General features: G+C 62.6%; 15 protein-coding genes. 10 read left to right on the forward strand and 5 right to left on the reverse strand.

Going from position 1 to position 14,128, the window contains the following annotated elements:
- Positions 1-118 precede the first annotated feature (118 nt).
- The gene (locus tag ABH939_RS02410) at positions 119-1,291 is read left to right on the forward strand and encodes an acyl-CoA dehydrogenase family protein (RefSeq protein ID WP_003939770.1); all 1,173 of its coding nucleotides are present in this window, start codon (positions 119-121) and stop codon (positions 1,289-1,291) included.
- Positions 1,288-2,436 (forward strand): CaiB/BaiF CoA-transferase family protein, encoded by a 1,149-nt coding sequence (locus tag ABH939_RS02415; protein WP_003939934.1) that lies wholly within the window; start codon positions 1,288-1,290, stop codon positions 2,434-2,436. The genes ABH939_RS02410 and ABH939_RS02415 overlap by 4 nt, the downstream gene beginning before the upstream one ends.
- Before the next feature lie 54 nt (positions 2,437-2,490).
- On the opposite strand, the gene ABH939_RS02420 is transcribed toward ABH939_RS02415, so the two are convergent.
- Positions 2,491-3,492, reverse strand: a complete 1,002-nt coding sequence (locus ABH939_RS02420; protein ID WP_003939765.1) for an NADP-dependent oxidoreductase — start codon at positions 3,490-3,492, stop codon at positions 2,491-2,493.
- Positions 3,493-3,603: 111 nt separating this feature from the next.
- Here ABH939_RS02420 and ABH939_RS02425 point away from each other — a divergent pair, with 111 nt between their 5' ends.
- A complete protein-coding gene (locus tag ABH939_RS02425; RefSeq protein ID WP_404649274.1) occupies positions 3,604-4,527 on the forward strand; it encodes an alpha/beta fold hydrolase in 924 nt (307 codons plus the stop codon).
- The gene (locus tag ABH939_RS02430) at positions 4,524-4,955 is read left to right on the forward strand and encodes a nuclear transport factor 2 family protein (protein ID WP_054781585.1); all 432 of its coding nucleotides are present in this window, start codon (positions 4,524-4,526) and stop codon (positions 4,953-4,955) included. Before ABH939_RS02425 ends, ABH939_RS02430 begins: the two co-directional genes overlap by 4 nt.
- Before the next feature lie 18 nt (positions 4,956-4,973).
- On the opposite strand, the gene ABH939_RS02435 is transcribed toward ABH939_RS02430, so the two are convergent.
- Positions 4,974-5,747 carry an SDR family oxidoreductase gene (locus ABH939_RS02435; protein WP_404649275.1) on the reverse strand — a complete coding sequence of 258 codons (774 nt, stop codon included), beginning with the start codon at positions 5,745-5,747 and terminating at the stop codon, positions 4,974-4,976.
- A 209-nt stretch (positions 5,748-5,956) separates the two neighbouring features.
- Between ABH939_RS02435 and ABH939_RS02440 the strand changes: the two genes are divergently transcribed.
- Positions 5,957-6,868 (forward strand): hypothetical protein, encoded by a 912-nt coding sequence (locus ABH939_RS02440; protein ID WP_404649276.1) that lies wholly within the window; start codon positions 5,957-5,959, stop codon positions 6,866-6,868.
- Here the strand turns inward: ABH939_RS02440 and ABH939_RS02445 are convergent.
- Entirely contained in the window at positions 6,856-7,467 is a 612-nt protein-coding gene (locus ABH939_RS02445; protein ID WP_404649277.1) for a phosphoribosylanthranilate isomerase, read from the reverse strand. The genes ABH939_RS02440 and ABH939_RS02445 overlap by 13 nt on opposite strands.
- Before the next feature lie 69 nt (positions 7,468-7,536).
- Between ABH939_RS02445 and ABH939_RS02450 the strand changes: the two genes are divergently transcribed.
- From ABH939_RS02450 to ABH939_RS02460, 3 genes are all read left to right on the forward strand, one after another.
- Positions 7,537-8,838, forward strand: coding sequence for an esterase family protein (locus tag ABH939_RS02450; protein WP_003939993.1), 1,302 nt, complete (start codon positions 7,537-7,539; stop codon positions 8,836-8,838).
- A gap of 91 nt (positions 8,839-8,929) precedes the next feature.
- Positions 8,930-10,159: an acyl-CoA dehydrogenase family protein gene (locus tag ABH939_RS02455; RefSeq protein ID WP_007733810.1), complete on the forward strand. Its 1,230-nt coding sequence runs from the start codon at positions 8,930-8,932 to the stop codon at positions 10,157-10,159.
- 126 nt (positions 10,160-10,285) lie between these two features.
- On the forward strand, positions 10,286-10,882 hold the full coding sequence (locus tag ABH939_RS02460; RefSeq protein ID WP_404649278.1) for a CatB-related O-acetyltransferase: 597 nt from the start codon (positions 10,286-10,288) through the stop codon (positions 10,880-10,882).
- Positions 10,883-10,894: 12 nt separating this feature from the next.
- On the opposite strand, the gene ABH939_RS02465 is transcribed toward ABH939_RS02460, so the two are convergent.
- The gene (locus ABH939_RS02465; RefSeq protein ID WP_156888943.1) at positions 10,895-11,062 is read right to left on the reverse strand and encodes a hypothetical protein; all 168 of its coding nucleotides are present in this window, start codon (positions 11,060-11,062) and stop codon (positions 10,895-10,897) included.
- 67 nt (positions 11,063-11,129) lie between these two features.
- On the opposite strand from ABH939_RS02465, the gene ABH939_RS02470 reads away from it, so the two are divergent.
- A complete protein-coding gene (locus tag ABH939_RS02470; protein WP_020970627.1) occupies positions 11,130-11,483 on the forward strand; it encodes a VOC family protein in 354 nt (117 codons plus the stop codon).
- 73 nt (positions 11,484-11,556) lie between these two features.
- Positions 11,557-12,876: a M18 family aminopeptidase gene (locus ABH939_RS02475; protein WP_404649279.1), complete on the forward strand. Its 1,320-nt coding sequence runs from the start codon at positions 11,557-11,559 to the stop codon at positions 12,874-12,876.
- 27 nt (positions 12,877-12,903) lie between these two features.
- Here ABH939_RS02475 and ABH939_RS02480 read toward each other — a convergent pair whose 3' ends face one another.
- Positions 12,904-13,881, reverse strand: a complete 978-nt coding sequence (locus tag ABH939_RS02480; protein WP_404649281.1) for a Dyp-type peroxidase — start codon at positions 13,879-13,881, stop codon at positions 12,904-12,906.
- Between the last annotated feature and the right edge of the window lie 247 nt (positions 13,882-14,128).

Raw genomic sequence — 14,128 nt, forward strand, 5'->3', positions numbered from 1 at the left:
CGGTGTCGGTCGGCAGTTCGGGGATTGACGGGTGCGCAACCGGGCTCTACTCTAGGCGATGCAAACGATTGCGCAATCGTTCTCGCAAAGGATTGCGCCCGAGAACACTGGAGGCCCCGTGACCACGCCGCAGTCCCTGTCCGAGCTTTTTGCCATCGACACCCTGCTGGACGCAGAGGAGATCGCGATCCGCGACACGGTCCGCAAGATGGTCGACGATCGCATTCGCCCGCACGTAGGTGAATGGTTCGAAGCGGCAGCACTGCCGGCTCGTGAGCTGGCCAAGGAACTGGGCGCGCTCGGCGTACTGGGCATGCACCTCGAGGGCTACGGCTGTGCCGGGATGAGCGCCACGGCGTACGGGTTGGCCTGCCAGGAACTCGAAGCTGTCGATTCGGGCATTCGCAGCCTCGTCTCGGTCCAGGGCTCGCTCGCCATGTTCGCGATCCACCACAACGGAAGTGAAGAGCAGAAGGAAGAATGGCTCCCGCGAATGGCGGCGGGTGAAGCCATCGGCTGCTTCGGTCTCACGGAACCCGATTTCGGATCCAACCCCGGCGGTATGCGAACCAACGCCAAGCGCGACGGGGACGACTGGATCCTCAACGGCACCAAGATGTGGATCACCAACGGCTCCATCGCGGACGTCGCCGTGGTCTGGGCTCGAACCGACGACGGCGTGCGCGGATTTGTCGTTCCCACCGACACTCCGGGATTCTCCGCCCCCGAGATCAAGAACAAGATGTCGCTCCGGGCGTCGGTCACCTCGGAGCTGGTGCTCGAGGACGTGCGTCTGCCTGCCTCGGCGATGCTGCCCAAGGCTCGCGGACTGTCCGGCCCGCTCGGCTGCCTCAACGAGGCACGCTTCGGCATCATCTTCGGGGCAATGGGTGCAGCACGTGACTGCCTCGAGACTGCGATCTCATATGCACGTGATCGCAAGGTCTTCGACAAGTCGCTCGCCGCGTATCAGATCACCCAGGCCAAGATCGCCGACATGGCAGTCGAATTGGGCAAGGGGCAGTTGCTCGCCATCCACCTCGGGCGCCTCAAGGACGCCGGGACGGTTCGCCCCGAGCAGGTCAGCACCGGCAAGCTCAACAATGTCCGCGAGGCCATCAAGATCGCCCGTGAATGCCGAACCATTCTGGGCGCCAACGGCATCACGCTCGAGTACCCCGTGATCCGGCACGCCAACAACCTCGAATCCGTTCTCACCTACGAGGGCACCTCCGAGGTTCACCAACTCGTGATCGGCCGAGCTCTCACCGGTGAAGAAGCTTTCCGGTGACGGCAGACGCTGTCGGAGCGCTCGACGGGTTGGTGATCGCTGATTTCGGCCGCGTCCTCGCCGGTCCGTACGCCACGATGATTCTCGCCGACCTGGGTGCCGAGGTCGTCAAGATCGAGCGGCCGGGTGTCGGGGACGACACTCGCAGCTGGGGCCCACCGTGGGTGGGGGACGAGTCGAGCTACTTTCTGTCGGTGAACCGTAACAAGAAGTCGGTCACTCTGGACCTGCGCGAGCGCGAGGATCTGGAGAGTGCACGCGAGCTGGTTCGCAATGCGGACGTCGTGGTGCAGAACTTCCTGCCGGGAACGATGGACCGTCTGGGGCTGGGCTACGACGCTGTCCGAGAAATGAATCCGCGTGCGGTCTACTGCTCGATCAGCGGCTTCGGTGGCAACAACTCTCTGCCGGGATACGACCTGTTGATTCAGGCGGTCGGCGGATTGATGAGTATCACCGGACCCGATCCCAAGACTCCCACCAAGGTCGGTGTCGCGGTGGTCGACGTCATCACCGGCCTGCATGCCAGCGTGGGAATCCTTGCAGCGCTGCGCCATCGCGATCGCACAGGCGAAGGGCAGCACGTCGAGGTCAATCTGTTGTCCTCGTTGCTGTCCGCACTGGCCAACCAGTCGTCCGGCTACGTGGCCGCGGGCGTGGTGCCGCAGGCAATGGGCAACCGGCATCCGAGCATCGCACCATACGAGGTATTCGACACCGCGGACCGTCCGCTGGTCCTCGCGGTCGGCAATGATCGGCAATTCAGTTCGTTGACAGAGGTTCTCGGAGTTTCCGAACTTGCCGCTGATGCGCGTTTCGCGTCCAACAGCGACAGGGTTGCGCATCGAGAAGAACTGTTCGACGCCGTCACTGCTGCATTGGCCAAGGGCTCTGCGGACTCGTGGTTCGAGGCACTGACCGAGCGAGGTGTTCCGTGTGGGCCTCTCAACGACATCGCCGACGCGATAGCGCTGGCGGAACGGCTGAATCTCGATCCGGTGGTGTCCATCGACGACCCGCGTCGCGATGCACCGACTCGGCAGGTAGCCAATCCGATTCGGATGAGCGGCACGCCGGCAACCTATCGGTCGGCCCCGCCGCGGTTGGGGGAGGACAGCGTTCCCACTCCGTCCGGAGTCAGTTGACCCAAGCGAATCGGCCACCGGAATACCGGTGGCCGATCTGCGTGTGTGGCCGACTCAGCTGACCTTCAAGACCAGCTTTCCGGTGTTCGCTCCGGCGAAGAGAAGATTGAGGCTGTCGCCGAACGCGTCGATACCGCCGTCGACGACGTGCTCGCGAGCAGTCAATTCGCCACTCTTGATCCACTTTCCGATCTGCTCTTGTGCTTCTGCGTAGCGATCGAGGTAGTCGAAGACCACGAAGCCGGCCATCGTGGCGCGGTTGACGAGAAGTGACAGGTAGTGAGCAGGGCCTGGCTGAGGTTCGGTGGCGTTGTAGCCCGCGATGGCGCCGCAGATGACCACCCGAGCTCCGAGGCGCAGACGGGAGAGAGCGGCGTCGAGAATTTCTCCGCCGACGTTGTCGAAGTACACGTCGATACCGTCGGGAGCGTTGGACTTGAGCGCCTTGTATACGGATTCGTTCTTGTAGTCGATGGCGACATCGAAGCCGAGGTCCTCGGTGAGCCACGCGCACTTCTCCGGACCGCCGGCGATGCCGATGACCTTGCATCCGTGAAGCTTTGCGATCTGGCCGACCAGACTGCCGACCGCACCCGCGGCACCGGACACGACGACGGTGTCACCGTCTTTCAGCTTTCCGACGTCGAGTAATCCGAAATACGCAGTGACGCCGGGGAAACCGAGAGCGCCGAGCCAGGTCGGCAGGGGAGCGATCGATTCGTCGACCCGAGTGACGTCTGTACCGTCGGAAACGCCGTACTCGGAAGCGCCGAAGGATCCGGCCACGATGTCCCCGACCTGGTAATCGGGGTGCTGTGATTCGGTGATGCGTCCGACGCCGTGGGCGCGCATGACGGAACCGAGCTTGACCGGCGGAACGTACGACTTGACGTCGTTGAGCCAACCGCGCATCGCGGGGTCGAGGGAGAGGTATTCGACCTTGACGACAAACTCGCCCGGTCCGGCGGACGGGATCTCGGCATCGACGTATTCCCAGGTGGAAGCGTCGGGAAGTCCTGTCGGGCGGGCGGCGAGGCGTACTTGGCGGTTGGTCATCTCTCCCCTTCGGCGAAACGAATTGAACTTGAGGCCGGATTCAATATAGGTGATGGATCACGAACTGGGAAGAGTTGGATGAACCGATTGACGACTATGTATGTTCGATCGATGAGCAATGTGGTCGAAGACGCGCCTGGTTGGTTCACTCGGGCGTTGGCAGCGCCGGTCGAGACGGGGTCGGTGGAGGTCGAGGGTGCCTCGGTGCACTTTCGGGCTTGGGGGCCGGCGGGGCCGGGAATCGTGCTGATTCACGGCGGCGCCGCCCACAGTCGCTGGTGGGATCACATTGCGCCGCAGTTCGCCGAGGGGCGCCGCGTCGTCGCTCTCGACTTGACGGGCCACGGCGACAGTCACACTCGCGACGCCTACGCGATGTCCCAGTGGGCTCGCGAGGTGCTGGCGGCGGCCGAGGCGGGGGGAATCGACGGCAAGCCGATTCTGGTGGGGCACAGTATGGGTGGGATTGTTTCTTTCGTGGCCTCGCATCTGCATGGCGAACTGTTGGACGGGGTTGTCATCATCGATTCTCCGCTCAAGGCGCGTACGCCCGAAGAGGAGGCGGCTCGACGCCAGAATGCGTTCGGCCCCAAGAAGGTTTATCCCACCAGGGAAGACGCGATGGGCCGGTTCCGCTTCGTTCCGCCGCAGGATTCGGGTCTGCCTGCGGTGCGTGACCATGTGGCGGCCACGTCGATGGAGGAAGTCGAGGGCGGTTGGTCCTGGAAGTTCGATCCGAATTTCTTTCTCCGAGTAGGCGCCGAAGATGTTCTCGACAGTGAACCACGTTGCCGCGTAGCCTATTTCCGAGCTGAGAACGGCATCGTGTCCGATCGACTCATGGAGCACATGCGCGGATTGTTCGGGCCGGAGGCCATCGTGGCGGAGATTCCCGAAGCCGGACATCACGTCATGATCGATCAGCCGTTGCAACTCGTGACCGGGGTGCGAACTGTGTTGAGTGCGTGGTCCGTCGCAAGTCAAGTGCCGGTAGAACAAGCGGCAGGTAACGTCGAGGGAAGGGTAGAAGCATGAGCACGGAATTGACGCTCGAACCGAAAGTCGGAGCTGCACTGAAGTTGTGGCACACCATGATCGAAACCGGCGATCTGTCGGCGCTACCGACGATCGTCGCGCCCGACGCGCAGTTCCGATCGCCCACGGGATTCAAGCCGTACCAGTCCGCGGATGCCGTTGTGCTCATCCTCAATACGGTGATCCAGGTGTTCGAGAACTTCGAGTACCACCGTCAGTTCGCCGGAGCCAACGGTCGGCAGGTCGTGCTCGAATTCAGTGCGAACATCGGCGACAAGAGTCTCAAGGGAATCGACATGGTCGAATTCGACGAGGACGGCAAGATCGTCGATTTCGAGGTCATGGTGCGTCCGGCCAGCGGGCTCGCGGCTTTGGCTGCCGAAATGGGTAAGAGGCTCGGCCAGACGCTACCGACCTACAAAGCCTGAATTGAGTCCGGCCAAGGCTCAGTTCGTACTGAATCCGCCGTTGGAGTGAAGGAGTTGTCCCGTAATCCAGCCTCCGGCGTCGGACATCAGAAACCGAACGAGGTTTGCAGTGTCGCCGGGAGTACCCAGCCGGCCGGCAGGAGTCTGGAGGGTTGTGGCCTGTCTGATCTCGGGTGTCATCCATCCTGTGTCGATAGGTCCTGGGTTGACGACGTTGGCTCGTATGCCGCGTGATCCAAGTTCGACTGCGGCGGCGATGACGATGCGGTCGAGAGCGCCCTTGCTGGCCCCGTACGGAAGATTGTGGGCCGCATGGTCGCTGGTGAGTGCGATTATCCGCCCGGCCACCTGACTGACGTCGCGCTGTTCCGGAAGCCGTTCAGCGAACGCTTTGATCAGCAGCCAGGAGGCGCGAGCGTTGACAGCGAAATGTCGTTCCCAGCTCTCGACGGTGGTATCGAGGATCGAGCTGTCGACGCTTTCGCAATGTGAGAGCACCATCCCACGGAGGTCGTTCCGCGCTGCGGCAGCGTCAACGAGCTGATCGGCCACGTCGGGCGAGGCCAGATCTCCGGGAACGAGGTCGACACGGCTTCCGAGCGCGCGACACTTCTCGGCAATGTCTTGCGGATCGTGCGCTCCGCGCCCGAACCCGACGCGTTCGTCGTAAGGCTCCCAGTAGCCGATAGCCAGATCCCAACCATCCTCGGCAAGGCCCAATGCGAGGCTCGCTCCGATCGACTTGCTCCGACCGACACCGGTGATCAATACGGTCCCGCGCTTGTCAGACACTGCTCGCCTCCAGAGATGTCCTGCAATTCAAATGGGGTGAGGTCACTTCAGATGGAAGCATCACTGTAGCGGGCGAGCTGTCGCCTGTATCGAGCGAGCTGTCGCCGTGCCTCGACCTGACCAGTGTCTTGACACGGCGCTGGTCACAGCGTTTGACTGAGATGCAAGCTCGAGTTGATTCGCCGGACTGTGTCCCGGGAGGTTGACCTATGCGCGGCAAGGGAATTGCAGGCAAGGCTTTCTCAAACGAGGGCTGTAGACGTGGAGCACGGTCTCATCGCGGGACCGTGTCGGTGCTGGCTTTGGTTGGGGTGTGCGTACTTTCGTGTGCCGCCACTCAGATGGCCGGCGCGCAACCCGTTGCAGACACAGTCGATACCGGGTTCGTGATCCCATTTGCTGGGGCGCCTGGCTACGAGAGCGTCGCGCCCACGCAGATGACTACTCCGGATCAACTCAACCAGCCGCTCGGTCAGCAGACTGCGGAAGAGATTGCCGCGCAGATCGGACTCGAGCCAGCCGACGCTTTGACCGAGGAGCAGTATCGCGATCTCATCTCCGGCGGAGGGGTCGGCGGAAATCGCGAGGACGCCGCGGTGATCGACGAATGCGCCCGGATTCTCACCAATACGAACGGGCGGCCCCTCTATTCCGGCACGACGCCGTCGGTTCTGGCCAGTTACGGGTTGTACGTGAATCCAGACGGATTGCTGGAGAGTCCGGCCAACGCGGATGCGCCGACGCGACAGGTGAATACGCTGATCGCCCCTGGCGGTTTCGTGGGCACCTGGTTGCGCAACAACGGTGCGACGCACACTCTGATTGCGCTCTATCAGTCGGCATACACGGTGCAGGCAGTCTACGGATTTGCAGCGCAACAGATTTCGGGAGCAGCGCAGCTGGTGACCAACACCAAAGGCGATGTGAGTTCGGAAGTCGGCATGTCGATGGCGCCGCCGCTCTGGATAGTGAACTTCGCACTGCTCTACATCTTGAAGCCGTCACTGGCGGCAGCGATGCCTGCACACTGGGCTCCCATTCCGCCGGCCGTTGCCGACGCCGTGAAAGCGAGTCCCACCGGTCAAGTCGCTTTCAGTGACTACGCGTCCTATTTCGAGTGATCGGTCTGGCGGACAGCGCTCACGAACTTCTCGATCAACGCGTGGTCCTTGACGCCGCGGGAGGATTCGACGCCGCTGGAGACGTCGACGCCCCAGGCGCCGGTGGCATCGAGTGCGTCGCGAACGTTGTCCGGGGACAGCCCGCCCGCCAGGATCCACTGGCCTTGCGGGCGCGATTGCTGTTGGGCCCAGTTCCACGGCACCCCTGATCCGGCGTCTGCGCCGTCGATCAGGAGTTCGTCCTCGCCGAGGTCGAGATTGTAACCGTCGCGGACGTTGCTGGAGACGACCGCGCGGATGACGGTGAGGCCGGCATCGTGCAGCCGCTGCACTTGCTCGGCGTCGACAAGATCGTGAACCTGTACGGTGCGAAGCCCGGTGATCTTCGCGATCTCGAGGATCTGATCGATCGGGTTGCCGAGAAAGACTCCGATTGCACGGATGTGTTCGGGAACTCGCGCGAGCAGAGCGACTGCGAGTGTGGGGTCGACTTTGCGGACGCTCTCGGCGAAGACGAAACCGATGGCGTCGACGCCCAGGCCCACCGTGAGGTCGACCGTGTCAACGTCGCGTAGGCCACAGACCTTGATGAATGTCACCTGATACAGAGTACTAGCGTCGTCGTCTAGCCTCGTGCGTGCGACATTTCTACGCGCGAGAGGCTTGACGTGGACTGGCTCTACCGAATCAGTTTGATCTCGGGACCGCTGCCGGTGATCCTGACTGTCCTTGGGGTCCTGGGTGGTGTGTGGCTGCTCGGTTCGAACGTGCGCTGGTATTACCGCAGAGCGGTGCCGATCGCGGGGCTGATCGCGCTGGTGATCATGATCGCCGTCTGGATCACCGTCGAAAAGGTGATCGTGCCGTTCCCCGATCCCATCGAGATGTCGATCTACGTGTGGATCGGAATCGGTATCTACGCGTTGCTACTTCTCGGGCCGCGAATCAAGGCAGGCGGAACGATCGCGAAGGCGGTGGTGTCCGTCGTTGCGACCGTTCTGGTCATCGTCACCGCCGCGACGCAGATCAACCTGGTGTTCGCTGCCTACCCGACTGTGGGAATTGCGTTCGGACACGACGATTTCGACCGCATCTCACTCAGTGAAGTTCCCGGTCCGACCGATCCTGTTGTCACCGGCGATCCCACCGACACTGTGTGGAAAGCGCCGGAGGGCATGCCGATTCGCGGACGGGTCACGACTTTGCCTGTCCCCGGGACGATTTCAGGATTCTCCGCGCGCGACGCGCAGGTGTATCTGCCGCCGTCGTACTTCACCAATCCGCGTCCGCTTCTTCCCGTGCTCGTGCTCATGGCAGGTCAGCCTGGCAAGCCCGAGGACTGGCTCCAGGGCGGAAAGCTGACCGCGACAATGGATGCCTTTGCACGAGATCACGAGGGGTTGGCTCCAGTCGTCGTGATAGCCGATGGAACAGGGTCGCAGATGGCCAATCCGCTGTGCACCGACTCGTCACAGGGCAAGGTCGGCACGTATCTGGCAAAGGACTTGCCCGCTGCGGTGGCGAATGCGTTCCAGATCGACACGAATCCGCGAGCGTGGGCAATCGGCGGGCTCTCCTACGGTGGCACCTGCTCACTGCAGATGGCGACCAATTACCCCGAGGTGTACCCGACATTCCTCGATCTGTCCGGTCAATTGGAGCCTTCGCTCGGTGACCGACAGCGAACCGTCGACGAGATATTCGGCGGCGACGAAGCGGCGTTCGTGAAGGTGAATCCGATGGACCTGCTGGCGACTCGGAAGTTCCCGAACTCGGGCGGAGTGTTCGTCGTCGGAACAGATGACAATGAGTTCAAGCCCGGTCAGCAAAAGGTGTACGAAGCGGCCAAAGCGGCCGGAATGGACGCCAGGTATCTCGAGCTTCCCGGTGGTCACAGCTTTTCGGTGTGGTCGGCCGGCGTCGAGCAGGAGCTGACGTGGATCTCGCAGCGAATGGGACTGATCAGCTGAATCCTGTTCCGGTTTTGGAACGTGTTCTATATTCGGTGTGTGGCTGTCGTTCGGCAGTCTCTCGATCGTTCACCGACTGGAGTTCAGGCACATGTACGAGTGGTCCGACACCGACCTGATGTTCCGCGACGCCTTGCGGGGCTTTATCGACAAAGAGGTGCGACCTCACGTCGACGAGCTCGAAAGCGGTGCGCTGCCGCCGTTCGACATCATTCGCAAGCTGTACTCGACCTTCGGTCTGGCCGACATGGCACGCGAGGGCCTCGAGAAGTCGCTGGCACGCGAGCGCGGCGATGCGCCCTCCGGTGACGGTGAGAAGTCGAGCGCCTTCAGCGGCGCCGGCAGCATGGGCGTCGTGCTCAACAGCGAATTGGCCGGAGTCAGCCTCGGCCTGGTCGCATCGTTGGGTGTCAGCCTCGGATTGGCCGCCGGAACTATCCGCAGCCGCGGCACACTCGCGCAGAAGGAACGCTGGCTCCCCGGCCTGGTGACATTCGAGACCGTCGGCGCCTGGGCGATCACCGAACCGGACTCCGGCTCGGATGCCTTCGGCGGCATGAAGTCCTACGTACGCCGCGACGGCGACGACTACATTCTCAACGGCAACAAGACCTTCATCACCAACGGTCCGTACGCCGACGTGATGATCGTGTACGCAAAGCTCGACGAGGGCGATGCGTCGGTTGATCGTCGCGATCGCAAGGTGCTCGCCTTCATCCTCGACAAGGGCATGGAGGGTCTCACCCAGAGCCCGCCGTTCAAGAAGATGGGCATGAACTCCTCACCCACAGGTGAGCTGTTCTTCGACAACGTCCGCATCACCAAGGACCGTCTGCTCGGCGAGACCGAGGACAGCGGAAAGTCGGACGGCAAATCCAGCGCCAAGGAGAGCTTTGCCGCCGAACGCATCGGCATCGCGTCCCTGTCTCTCGGCATCATCAACGAATGCCACCGTCTGAGTATCGAATACGCGAAGTCCCGCAAACTGTGGGGACGCGAGATCGGGCAGTTCCAGCTCATCCAGCTCAAGCTCGCCGAGATGGAGGTCGCTCGAATCAACGTGCAGAACATGGTCTTCAATGCGATCGAGCGCACCGCAGCCGGAGACAAAGTGAGCCTGGCGGAGGCGTCGGCGATGAAGCTGTACTCCTCGCGCGCAGCGACCGAGGTCGCGATGGAAGCCGTGCAGCTGTTCGGTGGAAACGGCTACATGGCCGAGTACCGAGTCGAGCAGTTGGCGCGTGATGCCAAGTCGCTCATGATCTATGCGGGCAGCAACGAAATTCAGGTCACCCATATCGCCAAGGGCCTCCTGGGCTGACACGGGTACGTTTTCGCTTGTCGGTCGATCGCAGCAGGAACCAGATAGTCTTGCTGCGGTCGGCGACACCGCGCCGACGGATCGGAGTAGACAGTGAACGCGCCGGATCCCACAAATGTTCATCCGATGGCCGGGCAACCGCGAGTGGTGTTGCTGAGGCCGTTGATCGACAACCCGTTGATCGAGGTAGGGGAGTACACCTACTACGACGATCCGGAGTTCGCCGAAGAGTTCGAGACTCGAAACGTGTTGCATCACTACGGTCCCGACAAACTGGTGATCGGAAAGTTCTGCGCCCTGGCCACCGGTGTCACCTTCATCATGAACGGCGCGAACCATCGTATGAACGGTGTCTCCACCTACCCGTTCCCGATCATGGGCGGCGATTGGGTCAGGCACATGGATTTGGTGCAGGATTTGCCGTCGCGCGGTGACACCGTCGTGGGGAACGACGTGTGGTTCGGCGGGAACGTGACAGTCATGCCCGGTGTCCGGATCGGTCACGGGGCGATCGTGTCCACTGGCGCCGTCGTAACGCGCGACGTCCCGGACTACGCAATTGTCGGCGGCAACCCGGCAACGGAGATCAAGCGCCGCTTCAGTGCCGAAGACATCGAGAAGTTGGTGCGAATTGCATGGTGGGACTGGCCGATCGAGAAGATCACCCGCCACGTCCGGGTGATCTCGGACGGGAGTGTCGCGGAACTCGAAGCGGTCGAGTGATCTCCGCGCCCGCTAGTTCGTTCGTGTGAGCGAGTAGTTCCGGACATAAAGCAGGGCGGCCGCGAGAAGGCCGACGGCAAGACCTGTTGCGGTGAAGGTGATCAGGTTCGGCTCGAGGTCGAAGTGGATAACGGCGAAGAGTGGTTCTGCAACACGGTCGCGCAGCGTTGTGAGTCGCACTCGACGATCGTCTCATCTCAGCCCGAGATCGAGAGTCTTTGTCGGTGGCTTCCATTAGCGTGTGCGCATGACTCTCACACTCGGCATGATCACCTTCGACAGTCTCGATCCCGGTCCGCTCGCAACGTGGTGGGCGGCGCAGTTGGGCGGAAACATCGTCGAGGAGAACGACGGTTGGTTCTACATCGTCGCGGTCCCTGACAGCGCCACCAACTTCGCATTCCAGAAGGTCCCGGACCCCACCGCCGGTAAGAATCGCATCCATCTCGATTTGGGGAGTCCGGATCTCGACGCCGAGGTGGCGCGGCTCGTCGAGGCCGGGGCAACTGAGCACCACCGCGAGAACATGGACGGTTTCCGCTGGGTGACGCTCCTCGATCCTGATGGGAATCAGTTCTGCGTATCCGGTCCTCACGCCTGAGCTAACCGATTCTGTGCTCACCTGATTCGTGGCCACCGATGTCCCGGACACCTGTTCGGGCATGATGAGAGGCATGACTTCTCAGACTTCTCGGGCGGCTCGGGCCGGGGCGGCTTCTCTGACCGGGGCCGACGCAGACGGCTTGTGCAGCTTCGTCGATTCGTCACCGTCGCCGTTCCATGTGTGCGCGACGGTGGCGACCGAGCTGACGGCCGGCGGGTTCGTCGAAGTCCACGAAACGCAGTCGTGGGCAGCCGAGCCCGGACGGTACTTCCTCGTGCGAGGCGGTTCGCTGATCGCCTGGAGCACCGAGGGCGTGGGAAACGCCGCTCCGTTCCGGATTGTCGGAGGTCATACCGACAGCCCCAACCTGCGGGTCAAACAGCATCCCGACCTCACTTCGGCCGGGTGGCAGATGGTGGGCCTCGAACCGTATGGCGGTGCGTGGCTGAACTCCTGGCTCGACCGCGATCTCGGTATCTCCGGACGATTGAGTGTCCGGGTGGGAAACACTGTGGAGCAGAAGCTGGTTCGCATCGACGACCCGATTCTTCGTGTTCCGCAGCTGGCTATCCACCTGTCCGAAGATCGCAAGGGTGTGACGCTGGATCCGCAGAGGCACGTCAACGGAATCTGGGGCGTGGGTTCGAAGCCCAAGTCTTTCATCGGCTTTGTCGCCGAGCGTGCGGGTGTAGCCGCGTCGTCGGTTCTCGGCTGGGAATTGATGACACACGACCTTGCACCCAGCGCAGTCGTGGGGGTGGACAAGGAATTGGTCAGCGCCCCCAGGCTCGACAATCAGGGCACGTGTTATGCAGGGACACAAGCACTTCTGGCCGCGGCTGAGTCGCCCGGTCAGCAGGTCCCAGTGCTTGCACTCTTCGATCATGAAGAGGTCGGCAGCATGTCCGATCGCGGAGCTTTCTCGGACCTGCTGAACACCGTGCTCGAGCGGATCGTGTTGGGACGCGGTGGTGGCCGCGAAGAATTCCTGCAGGCGATGGCCGGCTCGGTATGCGCGTCGGGCGACATGGCACACGCGACGCACCCCAATTACCCGGACCGCCACGAGCCCGCTCATCGGATCGAGATCAACGGTGGGCCGGTACTCAAGGTGAACCAGAACCTGCGCTACGCCACCGATGCGGCCGGTGCCGGCGAATTCGCGCTCGCGTGCGATCAGGCGGGAGTGCCGATGCAGCGCTACGTCCACCGCGCCGATTTGCCGTGCGGCTCCACCATCGGACCGATCACGGCATCACGCACCGGACTGTCCACCGTCGACGTCGGCGCGCCTCAGCTCGCGATGCACTCTGCCCGCGAGCTGATGGGCGCGGCAGATGTCCGCATGTATGCCGACGCGCTCGGTGCGTTCCTCACGCCGCGTAGTTAGAGGGCGGGTAGCTGGGGGAGCGGGCAGTTAACGGGCAGAGAGCCCAGCGGGTGTAGCCGGTAGATCCTCGAAGAAGTCGGCGCTCGGAGTGAAGAACATCGAGCCCGTCACGGCCGTCGAGAAATCGAGCAGACGGTCGTAATTGCCGCGAGGGTTGCCGAGAAACATGTTCTCGAGCATCCGTTCGGTGATCGCCGGCGTGCGGCAGTAGCCGATGAAAAAGGTGCCGATCTCGTCGTCACCGAGGCGCCCGTACGGCATGTTGGCACGCAGGATCTCGAGAGCCTTGCCGTTCTCGTCCTTGATTGCGTTGAGGGCTACGTGCGAGTTGGCCGGCTTCACTTCGGACGTCATCTCGATGTCTTCGAGCTTGCTGCGTCCGATCACACGTTCCTGCTCGTCGACGGTGATTGCTTCCCAGTCCCGCATCTTGTGGATGTAGCGCTGGATATGGACGTAGCTTCCTCCGGTGAACGCAGGATCTTCGTCTCCGACAGTCACGGCGGCGACGGCGTCGCGGCCCACCGGATTCTCGGTGCCGTCGACGAAGCCGATGAGGTCGCGGTTCTCGAAGTACTGGAAGCCGTGAACCTCGTCGACCACCGTGGCTGCGCCGTGCAGTCGCTTCGTGATCTGCCGAGCCACCTCGAAACACGCATCCATGCTCATCGCGCGGATGTGGAAGAGCAGATCGCCGGGAGTCGACGGCGCCGAGTGAACGTCGCCCTGCAAAGCGGTGAACGGGTGCAGTAGCGCGGGGCGCGGACCGGCGAACAGTCGATCCCAAACCGACGAACCGATGCTTGTCACCACATCCAAACCTGATCCGGGGACGCGCAGCCCCACGGCGCGCTGCAGGCCGGCGACGTCGGCGAGTAGTTCTCGTGTGGTGTTCTCGCCACCCGGATTCACGGTCGCGACCAGGAAAATCGCAGCCGGAGTGAGGGGAGTGGTCACCGACTGGGACTGTGCCGTGAGGTCGGACTGACGAACATCCTGGGGCATGCGAGGCCTTTCGAGGGAGAGAGTGGGCCGGCCCTGACTTTAGGAAAACCGACCGGATCACCCAACCGGGGCGGGTGTGACGGGCGATACTTCGCAGGCCCGGAGGTGTTGCGGGTGCTGCCGTCTGCGGAAGTAGTCGGCCCACACCGATAGACTGTCCCCCGGCACGTTCTTTCGTTGGGCACATTCGTGGTGTCCCGCTCCGCGCCGGCTTGCCTCTTGACTCCCGTAGGGAAGGGACCACTCT

This window comes from Rhodococcus sp. 27YEA6 (assembly GCF_044908235.1).
GTDB classification, from domain to species: domain Bacteria; phylum Actinomycetota; class Actinomycetes; order Mycobacteriales; family Mycobacteriaceae; genus Rhodococcus_F; species Rhodococcus_F qingshengii.